Raw genomic sequence first — 16,440 nt, 5'->3', positions numbered from 1 at the left:
TCCAAAAAGAGTGCGGCGAACGAAACCAACCAAGACCACCTTCTAACGGAGATCAGTAAATGAAAGCGTTTCATACAATCGCAAGTGCGGGCATCGCCGCGCTGTGCGCGGCAGCACTGTCCACTCCCGCGCAAGCGCAAAGCAAAACCATCTACATCGGCATGAATGGCGGCGCGATGGAAAAGGCCTACACGAGCGAAGTCCTGCCCGAATTCGAAAAGACCAACGACGTCAAAGTGGTCGTCGTGCCTGGCACGTCCTCCGACATTCTGGCGAAGCTGCTGGCGAACAAAGCCAAACCGCAAATCCACGTGGTGTTCCTCGACGACGGCGTCATGGCACGCGCGGTCAGCATGGGCGTCTGCCAAAAACTCGACGACAGCCCTGAACTCAAGCAACTCTATCCCTTTGCGCGCATGAAGGACGACATGGGCGCGGGCGTGCAGCTCGGCATGACGGGTATCGCGTACAACACGAAACTGTTCACGGCAAACCACTGGGCGCCGCCAACGTCCTGGCTCGACTTCGCCGATCCGAAATACAAGGACAAAGTGGTGTTCCAGTCGGCATCGAGCAGCACGTTCGGCCTGCACGGTTTCTTGATGATCAACCGGCTTGAGGGCGGGTCGGAGAAGAACGTCGAACCGGGCTTTACGAAATGGCAAAGCACGGTGGGCAAGAACGTGATCGAGTACATCCCGAACTCGGCGAAGATCTCGGAGATGGTGCAAACCGGACAAGCTGGCCTGTTCCCGCTCACGCCGACCGCTGTGGGTGACCTGCAAGCGAAGGGCATTCCTGTCGCGTATGTGAACCCCAAGGAAGGCCCGGTGCTGTTGCTCGTCGATGAATGCGTTGTCGCAAACAATCCCGATCCGGTACTCGCGCAGAAGCTTGCGGCCTTCATGATCTCGGCATCGGCACAAAGCAAGGCTGCGGTCGCCGGCCGTCAGATTCCTACGAATCGCCAGGCGAAAATGCCGGACTCGATGCAGCAGCAACTCGGCAATCTCGACGAGCTGGTGAAGAAGGTGAACGTGGTGGACTGGGATGTGATCAACGCCAATCGCCCGCAATGGGACGCGCGCTGGAATCGTCAGATCGAACGGTAATCTCTTAGCTTGATAAATGCGGCCGTTGTCGGGAGATGTCCTGACAACGGCCGCATCCGTTTACGGCAGCCGTGCGCGGAAGTCGAGAGTCTATTGAGCGACGCTCGGCCGCCGCGGCTGAGCACCTTCTCTCACTCCTGCGAATTGATGATGACCTTCGATACCGCATGCTCCTGCAAGCCCCATTTCGCCAGGATCTTCGTATAGGTCCCATCCGCAATCAACTTGCCGAACGCCTGTGTCAGCGCATCGTTTAAAGCCGGGCTGCTCTTTGCCATGCCGATGGCCGTGTACTGCGACAGGAATGGCTGACCGATCGGCGCGTACGCGTCCTTTTCGAGCGTGTTCTGATACGGCAGGGTCTCGCCCCCTTGCACGGCCGCATCAAGCCGTCCTTGACGCAACTGCAGGCGGGCATCGGCGGAACCGTCCGTGCCTACCACGACGACTGCCGGTTTCCCCGCCTTGACGCAATGCTCGTCGCTCCAGTTCTTGGTGTCATCGGGAAAGGACGTGCGCCGGCTCGATCCCACGCGCTTGCCGCATACCGCATCCATTGAGGCAAACTCGCCGCCGCGTGCCTTCAACGTATAAAACTGCGGTCCTGTCTTGATGTAGTCAAGAAAGTTGACTGCCTCGCGACGCGTCGGTAAGTCTGTCATGCCCGACAGGATCACATCTACGCGATGGGTGGTCAGGGCATTCATCATCTGGTCGAAGCTGGTCTCTTCCCACTTCAGTTTCACACCCATCTTCGCGGCCAGCGCTACGCCGAGATCGACGTCGAAGCCGGTCAGTTCATCGGTTGCCGGGTCCTTGTATTCGAACGGCGGATAGTTCGGCACGATGGCGGCCGTCAACGTGCCCTTGCCCGCGACAGGCGTCTGGGCATGAGCCAACGATGCGGCAAGCGTAACTGCACCGAACATGAAAGTAACAAGGGTTCGCCGGAACAAGGAATCGATCATGGAAAGTCGCCTGGACATGAGGTTGACGGGGTGATTGAGTTGCAGTGCCATGCGTTTCCTTCACGTCAGGAAAGCACAGCCGAGATGAAATCTTGCGTGCGCTGTTGTTGCGGGCGTGAGAGCACTTGTTCGGGCGTGCCGGTCTCGACAATCTTGCCCTGGTCCATGAAGACCACGCGGTTCGCCACTTCGCGTGCGAAACCGAGTTCGTGCGTGACAACGATCATCGTCATGCCGCTCTTGGCAAGATCGCGCATCACGCTCAGCACTTCGCCCACCAGTTCGGGATCGAGGGCGGAGGTGGGTTCGTCGAAGAGCATGAGTTGGGGGTGCATCGCCAGTGCTCGTGCAATGGCTACGCGTTGTTGCTGGCCGCCGGACAACTCGACCGGAAACGCGTCGCACTTGTGACCTAGGCCGACGCGCGTAAGGAGTGCCCGTGCTTCTTCAACGGCCTCGGCCTTTTTCTTCTTCAACACCTGGACCGGCCCTTCGATCACGTTTTCCAGCGCCGTCATGTGCGGAAACAGATTAAAGCGCTGGAACACCATGCCGGTAGCAAGACGTTGCCGCGCCATCTGTTTTTCCGACAGCGGATAAAGCTTGTTCTCGACGCGCCGGTATCCCACCAGTTCGTCATTCACCCACAGGGCGCCGCCGGTGATGGTTTCGAGTTGGTTGATACAGCGCAGGAACGTGCTCTTGCCTGAGCCGGAAGGTCCGATGATGCACAGCACTTCGCCCTTTTCGACCTCGAGATGAATGCCGTGCAGCGCCTGGAATGCTCCATAGGACTTGTGCAGGTCGACCGCTTTGACTAGTGGGTTCATGGTTCGCGTAGGGGTAGGGCTACTGTTTCGCGGAAGCGCGGCCTGCGCCCCGTGCGAAGCGCAGTTCGACGCGCGACTGCAGCAAGGAAAGAACCGTGACGATGACCAGATACCAGACGGCCGCGACCATCAGCAACTCGATCACGCGAGCGTTCGCGTAGTAGATGTTCTCGGCGTTGTGCAGCATCTCGGCGTACTGGATCACGCTCGCGAGCGAGGTCAGCTTCACCATGCTAATCAGTTCGTTACCGATCGGCGGAATAATCACGCGCATGGCCTGCGGCAGGATGATGCGGCGCAGCGCCTGGAGTTTCGGCATGCCGATCGACTTCGCAGCCTCGTACTGGCCCGTGTCGACGGAGAGCAGCCCCGCGCGTACCACTTCCGATGTGTAGGCACCCTGATTGATTGCGAGCCCGAGCAGGGCGGCGAGGAAGGGCGTCATGATGTCGACGGTGCGAAATTCGAACAGCCCTGGAATACCCATGACCGGAAACACCAGCGCGAGGTTGAACCAGAGCAGCAGTTGCAGGATCACCGGCGTGCCGCGAAACAGCCATACATAACCATGCGCGACCCCGCGCAGGACCGGATTGGTCGAGAGCCGCATGATCGCCACGATCACGCCGAGCACGATGCCCAGCGCCATCGCCAGAATGGTCATGACGATGGTATTGACGAGGCCGGTGAGGATTGACTTCGCCGTCAGGAAACGCGCGACGACCGCCCATTCGATCTGCCCGCGCGCGAACGCCACGACTATATAGACCACGATCGCGAGGATCACGGCCGAGGCGAGATAACGCCCGTAATAGCGCCGCGGCACGTGTTCGAAGTGCGAGATATCGGTGAAGGTGTCGGCGTTGCTGGACGCCGGTGCACGGTCGTTCGATGCGCTCAGCATGAAGGTCCCTTGTAATTAGCCGCCCATGCGACTTGTTCTTCTATAGCGCTGCGCAGGCGCGCGATTTGTTCGGCCACGCGTGCAGGCGCCGTGCCGCCATAACCGCTGCGCGCCGCGACGGCGGCGTCCAGCGTGACGTGATCGAGGACGCCGGGTTCGAGACGGGCATCGACTTGTGCGAGCGTCGCCACCGACACTTCGCCCAGTTCAATGCCTTGCTGTTCGCAGGCCCGCACCAGCGCCCCGGTGATCTCGTGCGCTTCGCTGAACGGCACGCCGCGCAGCGCGAGCCAGTCGGCGACTTCGGTGGCAAGCGTAAACCCGAGCGGCGCCTGACGCCGCATTTCGTCCACATTCACACGCATGGTGCGGATCATACCGGCCATCGCGGGCAACACAAGATCGAGTGTATCGATGCTATCGAACGCGGCGATCTTGTCTTCCGCGAGATCGCGGTTATAAGCGAGCGGCAGCGACTTGAGCGTCGCCAGCAAACCGCTCAGGTTGCCGATCAACCGACCCGCTTTACCACGCGTCAACTCTGCGATATCCGAGTTTTTCTTCTGCGGCATGATCGAGCTGCCGGTTGCGTAAGCATCGTCGAGTTCGACCCAGCGAAACTGCCGCGAGGTCCACAAGATCACTTCTTCCGAGAGCCGCGACAGGTTGACCGCCAGCATGCTCGTGATGAACGTGAACTCGGCAACATGGTCGCGCGAGGCGACGGCGTCGATGGAGTTCTCGCACGGACCGTCGTAGCCGAGTTCCGCTGCGGACAAATCGGCCCGTAAGCAGATCGCCGATCCCGCGAGCGCGGCAGCGCCCAACGGCGAACGTGCGCTGCGGCGATCCCAATCCGCCAGCCGGTCGACATCGCGATAGATCGACTGCGCATGCGCGAGCAACTGATGCGCGAACACGATCGGCTGCGCCGGCTGCAAGTGCGTGAAGCCGGCAGTGACGGTTTCCACGTGCGCCGCGGCTTGCTCGACCAGCGCATGCTGCAGATCGATCACGGCTAGCGCCAGCTTGCGAGCCTTGTCGCGCAGATACAAACGCAGGTCGTTAGCGGCTTGATCGTTACGCGAACGGCCCGCACGCAACTTCCCGCCAATAGCTTTCAACCGCTGCGTGAGTTCGCGTTCGAGGAAAGTGTGGACGTCTTCATCGGCGAGGATGGGCGCGAGCTCGCCCGCGACGAACTCTTTCTCGATTTGCTGCATGGCGTCGAGCAGTTGCTGAAGCTCGGCAGCCGTCAGGATGCCCGCGCGCTCCAGTTCCTTAGCGTGAGCACGCGAACCGGCGAGATCGTAAGGGGCAAGACGAAAGAAGCTTGGGTCCGAACGCGACAGGTTTTCCAGTGCCAGCGAGGGGCCGGATTTGAAGCGGCCGCCCCAGAGTCGTTCGGTTGCGTCGGTAGTGTTCATGCGCGTTGCCTGAAAGCGTTTAGGAATAGCGCTTAGCTTATGCAACCAAATTTTTTCCTTGTAGAGAGAATTTAATTCGCTTTAAATCAAATTTTTCTCAGCATCTCTAGTTCTTCGGCGTTCTCGTAACTTGGCCTATGCGTCACCGACTGCCTCCGCTCAATCCGCTGCGTGCGTTCGAAGCGACCGCTCGCCGCGGGACGGTTGCGAGCGCGGCCGAGGAACTCAACGTCACGGCAAGCGCGGTCAGTCATCAGGTGCGCGTGCTGGAGAGCACGCTGGGTGTGGCTTTGTTCATCCGCTCGAAAGCGCGGGTGAAGCTGACGCCTGCTGGCGAGGCGTTGCTGCAGCCGGTCAAGAACGCGTTCGACATGATCGCGTCGGCAGTCGTCAGGCTGGATTCGCCGGCCATTGCGGGCGATCTGGTGGTGTCAGCGCCGCTGTTATTTACGTCGCGTTGGCTGGCGCGGCATATCGGTGACTTCCTGGAGCAATTTCCTGCGGTCAATCTGAAGCTGATTCCATCCAACGAAGACAAGGAGATCTATTCATCCGATGTTGATCTTTGCGTCCGATATGGCGAGGGCCGCTGGCGCGATCGCGATGTAAAGCTGATTTCGCATCCGGTGCTGTTTCCCGTGGTGAGCCCGGCGCTGATGAACGGGCCACGCGCGCTTCGCACGGTGCAGGACCTGGCGAACCGGACCTTGTTTTGCGAGCACGCAGAGTCATGGATGCGATGGCTGGCCGAGGCGTCGGCTGACAAGCTGGAGGGTTTGCGGATTCTTGAGATCGGGATCGCGCATGTGGGTATCGAGGCGGCCGTCCGGGGGCAGGGCGTAGCCCTGGGCGATAGCTTTTCAGCGCGTGACGATCTCGCCGATGGCACGCTCGTGCGGCCATTTCGTATCACCGTGCCGGCGAAATACGCGTATTACTGGGTGCGTCGGCACGAGCTATCGGAGGCGCCGCTGGTCGCGGCGTTTGTATCGTGGGTGGATTCGAAACTAGCGTGATTTTTTTACCTGCGTAAGGTTTGGGGGCGCTATAACTATAAGAAAACGTTTGCGTCCGGAGTGCCGGCCGCGAACGACTGTTTCCTGACATTTCTGCCATTTTGGCGTCATCTGGGCGTTGGCACCCGCCCGTTAAGATCGGGACGTGTGTTGCCTGAAGGGCCGCGCGAGCTCGGCCGTGATCGACCCGGTGCGCCCCGTGCCTGGCACTCGCCTCACCGGCGCCGTCGTTGCATCCCAGCGGTTCATTCTTCTTTCCTGCTTTTTTCGAGCGCGTCTCAATGTGGATCGTCAACGTTGCGCTGAAACGGCCCTACACGTTTATCGTGATGGCCATCCTGATCCTGTTGGCGACGCCGTTCGCGCTCCTGACAACGCCGGTCGACGTCCTGCCGGATATCAACATCCCGGTTGTCAGCATCATCTGGAATTACACGGGCCTGTCCGCAGAAGACATGGCCAACCGCATCACGCAAGTCAACGAGCGCAGCCTGACGACAACCGTCAACGACATCGAACACATCGAGTCGCAGTCGCTACCCGGCATCGCGATCCTGAAGATTTTCCTGCAACCCACGGCGAACATCCAGACAGCCATCGCTCAAACGGTGGCGGTCGAGCAGGCGCAGTTGAAGCAGATGCCGCCCGGCGCCACGCCACCGCTCGTGATCAGTTATTCGGCGTCGAGTATCCCGGTGGTCCAGTTAGGATTGTCGAGCACCACGCTCTCCGAACAAGACCTGAACGATACCGCCCTGAACTTCCTACGTCCGCAACTGGTGACCATTCCCGGCGCGGCCGTGCCTTACCCTTACGGCGGTAAAAGCCGCCTGATCTCAGTCGATCTCGACACCCGCGCGCTGCTGGCGAAGGGTCTGACGCCGTCGGACGTGGTGGGCGCCTTCAACGCGCAGAACCTGATCCTGCCCACGGGAACGGCCAAGATCGGCGCGAAGGAATACACGATCAACATGAATGGTTCGCCGGCGACGGTCGCCGCGCTGAACGACATTCCCGTGCGCACGCTGAACGGCGCAACCACCTACCTGAGAGAGGTCGCCCATGTGCGCGACGGTTTCTCTCCTCAGACCAATATCGTGCGGCAGAACGGGCATCGCGGTGTCCTGATCTCCATTCTTAAAAACGGCAGCGCGTCGACGCTGTCGATTGTGAATACCCTCTACGACCTGTTACCGAGCGCCCGGGCCTCCTTGCCGCCGGACCTCACCATCACCGCGCTCTTCGATCAATCGGTGTTCGTCAAGGCGGCAGTGCAGGGCGTGATTCGCGAAGCGCTGATTGCCGCTGCGCTGACGGCCGCCATGATCCTGCTGTTCCTCGGCAACTGGCGCAGCACCTGCATCATCGCCGTCTCGATTCCGCTGTCGATCCTCTCTTCACTGCTTGCCCTGCACGCGCTCGGCCAGACCATCAACATCATGACGCTGGGCGGGCTCGCGCTCGCGGTGGGTATCCTGGTCGACGATGCAACGGTGACCATCGAGAACATCGAGCGGCATTTGCACATGGGCACGGACTTGCACGAGGCGATCCTGGAAGGGGCCGGTGAAATCGCGGTTCCCGCACTGGTTTCCACCCTCTGCATCTGTATCGTGTTCGTACCGATGTTCTTCCTGACCGGCGTCGCGCGTTACCTGTTCGTGCCGCTCGCCGAAGCCGTGGTGTTCGCGATGCTCGCGTCGTACATTCTGTCGCGTACGCTCGTGCCGACGCTCGCCATGCTGCTGATGGGCCACGCGCACAAGCGGAAGAACGGTTCGAAGCCGAATTTGTTCATGCGCTTGTATCACCGTTTCGACGCCGCTTTCGAGCGCATGCGCGCAACCTACATCGTGATTCTCAGCACGCTGCTGGTGCGGCGCCGGATGTTCGCAACAGGGTTCCTCGGCTTTTGCCTGGTGTCGATGGGACTGGTGTTCGTGCTCGGCGAAGACTTCTTCCCAAGCGTCGATGCCGGCGACATTCGCCTGCACATGCGCGCGCCGACCGGCACGCGTATCGAGGAAACGGCGCGGCTGGCGGACGAAGTGGAGCGCGTGGTGCGGGAGGTCGTGCCGGCCACGCAGCTCAACACCATCCTCGATAACCTCGGCTTGCCGTATAGCGGCATCAACTTGTCGTACAGCAACGCGGGCACGATTGGCACGCTCGATGGCGAGATCCAGGTCGCACTGAAGCCGGACCACGATCCCACGCAGAACTTCGTGGACAAGTTGCGCGCCGTACTTCCGCAGCGCTTTCCCGGTGTGGAATTTTTCTTCCAGCCTGCGGACATCGTGACGCAGATCCTGAACTTCGGTTTGCCCGCCGCTATCGACGTGCAGATATCCGGGGCCAACCAGCAGGGTAATTTCCAGGTAGCGGCGAAGCTGATGAAAGCGATTCGCCAGATTCCCGGCACGGTGGACACCCACATCCAGCAGAAGCTCGACGAACCCGCGCTCAACCTGCAAATGGATCGCACCCGGCTTCAGCAGCTCAACCTGACTGCAAGCAACGTGGCGCAGAACGTGCTGATTTCGCTCTCCGGCAGTTCGCAAACATCGCCGGGTTTCTGGTTCAACAACAAGAATGGCGTGGAATACAGCGTCGCAGTGCAGACGCCGCAATATCAGATTTCATCGATCGACGAACTGTTGCGCACGCCCGTCTCGGGCAGCGCCTCCGGACCCACGCAGCTGCTCGGCAACCTCGTGCAGGTTACGCCGCAAAACCAGTTTGCAGTCGTGACCCACTACAACATTCGCCCTGTCATCGACGTTTTCGTGAGCGTGGAAGGGCGCGACCTGGGCAGCATCGCGACGCAGGTCGACAAGCTCGTGAACAATGCCCGCGCAAGCCTGCCGCGCGGCAGCCAGATTGTCGTGCGCGGCCAGGTCGCGACCATGCGCTCGTCGTTCTTCGGCCTGGGCGTTGGCGTGGCAATGGCGATCGTGCTGGTGTATCTGCTGATCGTGGTGAATTTCCAGTCGTGGGTCGATCCGCTCATCATCGTCAGCGCGTTGCCGGCGGCGCTTGCCGGTATCGTCTGGATGCTGTTCCTGACCGGCACGCACCTGAGCGTCCCGGCTTTGACCGGCGCCATCATGACCATGGGTGTCGCGACCGCGAACAGTATCCTGATGGTGGCGTTCGCGCGCCAGCGGCTGCAAGCCGGTGCGCCGCCGCTGACCGCGGCGCTGGAAGCCGGCGCGAGCCGTATCCGGCCGGTGCTGATGACGGCCTTCGCCATGATCATCGGCATGATTCCAATGGCGCTCGGTTTCGGTGAGGGTTCCGAACAAAATGCGCCACTCGGCCGCGCGGTGATCGGCGGATTGCTGTTCGCCACTGTCTCCACGCTCTTTTTCGTGCCGCTTGTGTTTGCGGGTATTCATAGCCGGCTGGCCCGGCGGCGTGATCGTTCAGCGGAGGACCGCGACGACGGCCACGACGACCATGGCCACGGCCCCGGCGAGCATGTACCAAGTTAAATATGGCTGACTGATATGACCGAAAAAACTCATGCTTCGCTGGCGATTCCCGCAAGGGATACCGAGGACGGGCACGCGTTGCCGCCTCGCGGGCGCGAATGGAAACGCGCGAAGATAGCCGTCGTGGTGGTGCTGGTCCTGCTGGTGCTGGGCGCGGGGCGCACGGTGGTGTCGGACGTGATGCAAAGCCGCACGGTGGCCGCGACTTCGCAGCAAAACGCGAAGGTATACGTCAATGTCACCTCGCCCAAGCAGGCGGCGGGTGGCGGCGACACGCTGCTGCCGGGCACGTTGCGCGGTTATGTGGAGTCGCCTATCTACGCACGCGCCACGGGTTACCTGCTGCACTGGTATGCCGATATCGGCGCGCGCGTGAAGCAAGGCCAGTTGCTCGCCGATCTCGATACGCCGGAGATCGATCAGGAACTGGTGCAAGCGGTGGCGCAACGCGACCAGACGGCATCCAGTCTTGTGCTCGCGAAGAGTTCGTTCGAACGCTGGCAGCAATTGCGTCAACGCGATGCGGTGTCGCAACAGGAGCTCGATGAACGCCAGAGCACCTATAACCAGGACGTCGCCAATCTTGCGGCCGCCAATGCCAACGTGCAGCGGTTAAAGCAGCTTGAATCGTTCAAGCGCATCGTGGCGCCGTTCGCGGGGGTGGTGACGCAGCGCAATGTCGATGTCGGCGATTTGATCGATGCGGGCAGTGGTGCAAGCCGCGCGCTCTTCGCAATGGCGCAGTCGGACCCGCTGAGAGTCTATGTGCAGCTTCCGCAGGCTTACGCGCAGAACGTGAAGCAGGGGCAGGACGTTATCGTCACGCAGGCTGAATTGCCGGGTCAGCAGTTCCATGGTTCTATCGCCCACATCTCCGGTGCGATCGATGTCCCCACCCGTTCGCTCCAGATCGAAGTACGTTTGCCCAATCCCGACAGCAAGCTGCGGCCGGGCGCGTACGTACAGGTGTCGCTGCCGGCCGCTGTGCGTGCGCCGTTGCTGGTGCCGGGCAATGCGCTGCTGTTCCGCGCCGAAGGGCCACGGGTTGCGGTGGTCGATCAGAACGGCAATGTCAATCTGCGCAAGATCGTGATTGCGCAGGATCTGGGGCAGTCGCTTGAGATTGAAAGCGGCATTGAGTCGAGCGACAAGATCATCATCAATCCCAGCGATTCCATCGCGGACGGCGACCATGTGCTGATCGCGCCGCCGCAGCCGGCCAAGAAGGAGACGTCGTGAAGCGCGCGCGCCAGTGGCCGGTCTTGCCGGCACGGCTCAAGGATCTGATGACCAGCACGACTGCGATGACGGCCGGGGCGGTTTTGCTGTCCGCCTGCACGGTCGGGCCGGACTATAAACAGCCTCACGCCGACGCGCCGCCCGCGTGGCACACCGACTCCTACTGGCGTCTCGCCGAGCCGTCGCACGCACCGCTGGCTCCTGACTGGTGGCGAAGTTTCGGCGACGCATCGCTCGACGATTTCGAACAGCAGGCGCTCGCACAGAACCAGACCCTTGCTGCCGCGAGCGCGCACTACGCGCAGGCGCGAGCGACGCTCGCCAACAATAAGGCGCAGCAGGTGCCGGAGGTTGATCTTGGCGCTACTGCGTCGCGCTCGCGGATCTCGCAGGACCGGCCGCTGACCAACTATGGCGTGCCGACCCACTCGACGGTGCAGAACGACATCAGGGTCGGTCCGACCATCGACTACGACACCGATTTGTTTGGCCGGATTCGCCGCGAGATAGAAGGCGCGACGGCGTCGGCGCAACAATCGGCTGACGATCTGGCCAACGCGCGTCTCGTGCTCACCACGGACCTTGCCACCGACTATTTTTCGATGCGCGAGCTCGATGCGGAGATCGATGTATTGAACCGCTCGGTGGTGCTGCAGCAGAAGGCGCTGGACTACGTGACCACTCAGCACGATCTCGGTTCGGTGTCCGGACTCAACGTACTGCAACAGAAATCGCTACTCGATACAACACGCGTCCAGGCTCGCTTGCTGCTCAATCAGCGCGCCCAGTTCGAACATGCGATCGCCGCGTTGATCGGCGTTCCCGCGCCGCAATTCGCCATCGCGCCGAAGGTGATCAGTGCGGGTATCCCTGCGATTCCGCTCGGACTGCCGAGCGACCTGATGCAGCGGCGTCCAGACATTGCGTCTGCCGAACGCGCGATGGCTGCGGCGAATGCGCAGATTGGCGTGGCGAAGGCCGCCTTTTTCCCGAGTCTTGCGTTGACGCCGGGTATCGGCTGGGAGAGCACGCGGTTCGCCAGTCTGCTGAGCGCACCCACGCTGATGTGGACGCTTGGCGCTTCGCTTGGACAAGTGGTCTTCGATGGCGGCCGGCGTGCCGCCAATGTGGATTTCGCGAGGGCGGGTTATCAGGCGGCCGAGGCGAATTATCGGCAGACGGTGCTTAATGCCTTCCAGCAAGTCCAGGACGGGGTGACCGGGCTGTCGGTGCTCGACGCCGCGTCGAAGGAGTCGAGAGAGGCCGTGACCGACGCGCAGAGTTTGCTCTCGCTCGCCAACGACCGTTATTCGGGCGGCCTGGTCGCGTACCTCGACGTGATCACCGCGCAGCAGTCGCTGCTGACGAGCGAGCGCCAGGACGTGCAGATTCAAGGCCAGCAATGGACGCTGTCGGTGTCGCTGGTGAAGGCGCTGGGCGGCGGCTGGGACGTGAGCACGCCCGCACCGGAGAAGACGGCGGCAGCCAACCCGCCGAACTGATTTGCGCGGCGAGTGACCGAGCCAAACCAAGCCGGACCGGGTCCGGCCACTCGCCGATGGGGGAGCAAAACGTTTTTCTATAATGGGAAGACGTAATACAAGAAGGCGCGCATGAAACTGCTCATCGTGGAAGACGAACACAAGGTGGTCGACTACCTGCGCTCCGGGTTAACGGAGCAGGGCTGGATTGTCGACGTGGCCCTTGACGGCGAGGAAGGTACGCATCTCGCGATCGAATTCGACTACGACGTGATCGTGCTCGACGTGATGCTGCCCAAACGCGACGGCTTCAGCGTGCTGAAGGCGCTGCGCGCGCATAAGGCGACCCCTGTCATCATGCTCACCGCGCGCGACCAGATCAACGACCGGGTACGGGGCCTGCGTGAAGGCGCCGACGACTACCTCACTAAACCGTTCTCCTTCCTGGAACTCGTCGAGCGGTTGCACGCGCTCGCGCGGCGCACCCGCGTCCAGGAATCGACGCTGATCTCGCTGGGCGATTTATACGTCGACCTGATCGGCCGCCGCGCCACGCGCGATGGCGTGCGGCTGGACCTGACGGCCAAGGAATTCCAGTTGCTGAGCGTGCTCGCGCGCCGTCAGGGCGATATCCTGTCGAAGACGGCGATCACCGAACTGGTCTGGGACGTAAATTTCGACAGCCATACCAACGTGGTGGAAACCGCGATCAAGCGCCTGCGAGCCAAGCTGGACGGCCCGTTTCCGACCAAGTTGCTGCATACGGTGCGCGGCATGGGCTACGTGCTCGAAGTCCGCGAAGAAGCGGGGACATCATGAATCGATCAATCGCCCGGCGTCTCGCTTTCATGTTCGCGGCTGTCGCGTTGTTTGTCTTCACGCTGATCGGAACGGGACTTTTCCTGGTGTTGCGCACGCAACTCGAACTGCATTTGCGCGAGTCGCTCGACGACCGTACGCAGATCGCGCGGATCATCGTGTATCACGCGGTCACGCCTGAAAAATGGAAAATGGCGCGCGAAAAGCTCACCGACATGACACCGCGCGACGGCGTCACGCTGTATTCGGTGTGGAGCGCCGATTCGTCTTACCACTTCGGTAGTCCGGTCACCGGACAGGTCGTGAATCGCTGGCCGGGCGGGTATGAGCGCGTGCGAACGGGCGGCAGTGAAAGCGACATGCTGACCAGCACGATCGAGATTCCCTCCTACGGCGCGCGGCCTGCCGTGATGCTGCAGGTGGCGGCCGGTTATTCGGCCAACGCACGGACCATGCGCGTGTTCGGGTTTGCACTCGCCGCCTTGTCGGCTTTGGGTAGCCTTGCCGTGCTGCTGCTGAGTTATTCGGTCACGCGGATCGGGCTTGCGCCGTTGACGCGGCTGACCCGGGACGCATCGGCGGTCAGTCCGAACAATCGTTCGCAGCGGCTGAACACGAGCTCGCTGCCCCTCGAACTGAACGATCTCGCCAACTCGTTCAACGGGGCGCTTGAACGGCTCGATGGCGCATATGGGCGGCTGGAATCGTTTAATGCCGATGTCGCCCACGAGTTGCGTACGCCCGTCACCATCCTGATCGGGCAGACTGAAGTGGCGCTGACCCGCAACCGCTCTGTCGACGACTTGCGCCATACCTTGCAGTCGAATCTGGAAGAGTTCGAGCGCATGCGGGCGATCATCAACGACATGCTGTTTCTGGCCCGAGCCGATCAGGGTGAACGGGCGACAGGACTTGTCGATGCATCGCTTGCCGCGGAAGTCGCCCATACGCTGGAATTTTTGGAGATTGCGTTCGAGGAAGCGCACGTGCACGCGGCATTCACCGGCGACGCGCTCGTGCGGGTGAACAAGTCCTTGTTCGGCCGCGCGTGCATCAATCTCCTGATGAACGCGATCCAGCATTGCGAGGAAGGATCGACCATTACGGTCTCTATCACCCGCGAGGACGACCAGGTGCGCGTGGCCGTCGCCAACCCGGGCGCGCCGATCGAACCCGCGGTGCTCGATCATCTGTTCGACCGGTTTTATCGCGCCGAGGTGTCGCGGACCAATAGTCGCGAGAACCACGGACTGGGCTTGGCTATTGTCAAGGCGACTGCGGAGATGCATGGCGGCAAGGTATTCGCTACTAGTGTGGGAGGCATCAATACGTTTGCATTTTCAGTCGCCGCGTCGCGCGGTGGGCAGCAGGACTCACCCGGAACACCCACTGCCACGCCGTCTGCTGGCGTACCGATGGAGCCGGCTTCGGCGAGCCACTAAGTTGACGTTAGCGTCAAAGCTTGCCCGGCGTTTCGCGCGCCGGGAAGCGGCCCTTTCGGGCAAAACCTCCCTATGCTTGTCTGCCTTGCTGCACTGAAAGTTGCGTCCTGTCGCTGATTCAAAAGATAGGTTGTCGTACAACATGGGCGACTGCATCCGCAATTGAACCCACTGCAATACTTCCTCCGATCTCACGTGGAGCTGTTCTAGCTCAAATCGTGGGAGTGACCATCCAGAGAGGCTAGGGCGATATCCATCCGATTTTTCTCTGAAGCTCGAAAGCATCGCTGTTAAGGGTTAACGGTGATGGAAAGTGCGTCGTGTCACGGTTATGTTCTCATACGACAACATACATCGATAAATGCGCCGCGAAGAGCGCCTTCCTGCGTCCCATTTGTGTCGTGTGGCCGGCATCGGCCTCAATCGATCCGCAATAAAATCCATACAAAGAGCGAGGAGACGAAATGATTCTGTCCGGCCGTTTGTCCGCGAAGCTGGCGGTCCTGTGCATGGCATTGAGCGCCGTGGCTGCGGTAACCGTCGTCACTGCACCTTCTGCGCACGCCGCGGATCCGGTGGCGATCAACATAGTCGATGTGGCGGGGAATTTGCAACTGACCCAGAAGGCGTTCGAGGCCTTCAAGGCCAAGTACCCGCAACTCGTCTCCAACATCACGTTCACCAACGCACCCGCGCCGCAGTTGCCCGGCAAGATCAAGGCGATGCAGGCAGCCGGCCGCTCGGATATCGACCTCGTGCTGACCGGCACGGACGCGCTTGCCGCAGGTATCGAACAAAAGCTCTGGATGAAACTGCTGCCGGATCAAGCCGCTGCGTTCCCCGGCGTACTCGATAAATACGCACCCGGTCCACGCAAGATGCAGGACGTGGCGCAAGGCTATGGCATCGAGGTGACGTACATGCCGGCGGGGCCGCTGATCGAATACAACCCGGCGAAGGTGACCGATCCGCCGAAGACGCCGGAACAGTTGCTCGCGTGGTGCAAGGCCCATCCGGACAAGCTTATCTATGCACGCCCGGCTAATTCAGGTCCCGGCCGCACCTTCCTGATGGGCTTGCCGTATGTGCTCGGCGACAAGAATCCGCAAGACCCGATCAACGGCTGGGACAAGACCTGGGCCTTCCTCAAACAACTGAACGACTGCATTCCGTATTACCCGGGCGGCACGTCGGCGGTGATGAAGGAACTGGGCGAAGGCTCGCGCGACATGACGGTGACCGTGACCGGCTGGGACATCAACCCGCGCGCGCTTGGCCTCGTGCCGGCCGAATACAAGGTCCAGGCCTTCGACAACATGACGTGGGTCAACGACGCTCACTACATGGTGATCCCGAACGGCGTGCCGAAGGAAAAGCTCGACGTGCTCTACAAGATGATGAACTTCATGCTTGAACCCGCGCAGCAGGCAATGACTTTCGACGATGGCTACTTCTATCCAGGCCCCGCAGTGAAGGGTGTCACGATCGAGTCCGCGCCGACGAAGAGCCAGGATGTCATCAAGAAGTATGGCCGGCCGGAATACGCGCAGCTCCTGGCCGACCGTCCGCACGTGGTGCCGCTGAATGCGGCCGCGATGGTCGCCGCATTCCAGAAGTGGGACCGCGAGATCGGTGCGCAGAAGTCGAAGTAGGTTGTTCATGACTGTGCGGCTTGTCGATGGCATTAAGCTCGCCGCACGGCGTCGTT

12 protein-coding genes are annotated in these 16,440 nt (G+C 61.2%); 8 read left to right on the top strand and 4 right to left on the bottom strand.

The window, feature by feature from the left end:
- Positions 1-59: 59 nt before the first annotated feature.
- The gene (locus EOS_RS11790) at positions 60-1,112 is read left to right on the top strand and encodes an ABC transporter substrate-binding protein (protein WP_047846812.1); all 1,053 of its coding nucleotides are present in this window, start codon (positions 60-62) and stop codon (positions 1,110-1,112) included.
- 131 nt (positions 1,113-1,243) lie between these two features.
- Here EOS_RS11790 and EOS_RS11785 read toward each other — a convergent pair whose 3' ends face one another.
- The 4 genes from EOS_RS11785 to argH all read right to left on the bottom strand — a co-directional run bounded on the left by EOS_RS11785 (position 1,244) and on the right by argH (position 5,241).
- Positions 1,244-2,080, bottom strand: coding sequence for an ABC transporter substrate-binding protein (locus EOS_RS11785; RefSeq protein WP_047846837.1), 837 nt, complete (start codon positions 2,078-2,080; stop codon positions 1,244-1,246).
- 65 nt (positions 2,081-2,145) lie between these two features.
- On the bottom strand, positions 2,146-2,910 hold the full coding sequence (locus EOS_RS11780) for an amino acid ABC transporter ATP-binding protein (RefSeq protein ID WP_047846811.1): 765 nt from the start codon (positions 2,908-2,910) through the stop codon (positions 2,146-2,148).
- A 19-nt stretch (positions 2,911-2,929) separates the two neighbouring features.
- Positions 2,930-3,814, bottom strand: coding sequence for an amino acid ABC transporter permease (locus EOS_RS11775; protein ID WP_047846810.1), 885 nt, complete (start codon positions 3,812-3,814; stop codon positions 2,930-2,932).
- Positions 3,808-5,241 (bottom strand): argininosuccinate lyase, encoded by a 1,434-nt coding sequence (gene argH, locus EOS_RS11770; RefSeq protein ID WP_047846809.1) that lies wholly within the window; start codon positions 5,239-5,241, stop codon positions 3,808-3,810. The genes EOS_RS11775 and argH overlap by 7 nt, the downstream gene beginning before the upstream one ends.
- Positions 5,242-5,378: 137 nt before the next feature.
- Between argH and EOS_RS11765 the strand changes: the two genes are divergently transcribed.
- The 7 genes from EOS_RS11765 to EOS_RS11735 all read left to right on the top strand — a co-directional run bounded on the left by EOS_RS11765 (position 5,379) and on the right by EOS_RS11735 (position 16,384).
- Entirely contained in the window at positions 5,379-6,257 is an 879-nt protein-coding gene (locus tag EOS_RS11765) for a LysR substrate-binding domain-containing protein (protein ID WP_047846808.1), read from the top strand.
- A gap of 281 nt (positions 6,258-6,538) precedes the next feature.
- Complete coding sequence (locus EOS_RS11760; RefSeq protein ID WP_047846807.1) at positions 6,539-9,751, top strand: efflux RND transporter permease subunit; 3,213 nt, start codon at positions 6,539-6,541, stop codon at positions 9,749-9,751.
- Between the two features lie 15 nt (positions 9,752-9,766).
- Complete coding sequence (locus tag EOS_RS11755; RefSeq protein WP_047846806.1) at positions 9,767-10,990, top strand: efflux RND transporter periplasmic adaptor subunit; 1,224 nt, start codon at positions 9,767-9,769, stop codon at positions 10,988-10,990.
- Positions 10,991-11,037: 47 nt separating this feature from the next.
- The gene (locus EOS_RS11750) at positions 11,038-12,492 is read left to right on the top strand and encodes an efflux transporter outer membrane subunit (RefSeq protein WP_047846836.1); all 1,455 of its coding nucleotides are present in this window, start codon (positions 11,038-11,040) and stop codon (positions 12,490-12,492) included.
- 111 nt (positions 12,493-12,603) lie between these two features.
- Positions 12,604-13,290, top strand: coding sequence for a heavy metal response regulator transcription factor (locus EOS_RS11745; RefSeq protein WP_047846805.1), 687 nt, complete (start codon positions 12,604-12,606; stop codon positions 13,288-13,290).
- On the top strand, positions 13,287-14,732 hold the full coding sequence (locus tag EOS_RS11740; RefSeq protein ID WP_082163315.1) for a heavy metal sensor histidine kinase: 1,446 nt from the start codon (positions 13,287-13,289) through the stop codon (positions 14,730-14,732). The genes EOS_RS11745 and EOS_RS11740 overlap by 4 nt, the downstream gene beginning before the upstream one ends.
- Positions 14,733-15,196: 464 nt before the next feature.
- Positions 15,197-16,384, top strand: a complete 1,188-nt coding sequence (locus EOS_RS11735) for an extracellular solute-binding protein (protein WP_047846804.1) — start codon at positions 15,197-15,199, stop codon at positions 16,382-16,384.
- The last annotated feature ends 56 nt before the right edge of the window (positions 16,385-16,440 follow it).

This window comes from Caballeronia mineralivorans PML1(12), assembly GCF_001028175.1.
Taxonomy (GTDB): domain Bacteria; phylum Pseudomonadota; class Gammaproteobacteria; order Burkholderiales; family Burkholderiaceae; genus Caballeronia; species Caballeronia mineralivorans.
The sequence above is the reverse complement of the archived record's forward strand: the minus strand, read 5'-3'. Positions and strand labels throughout refer to the sequence as shown.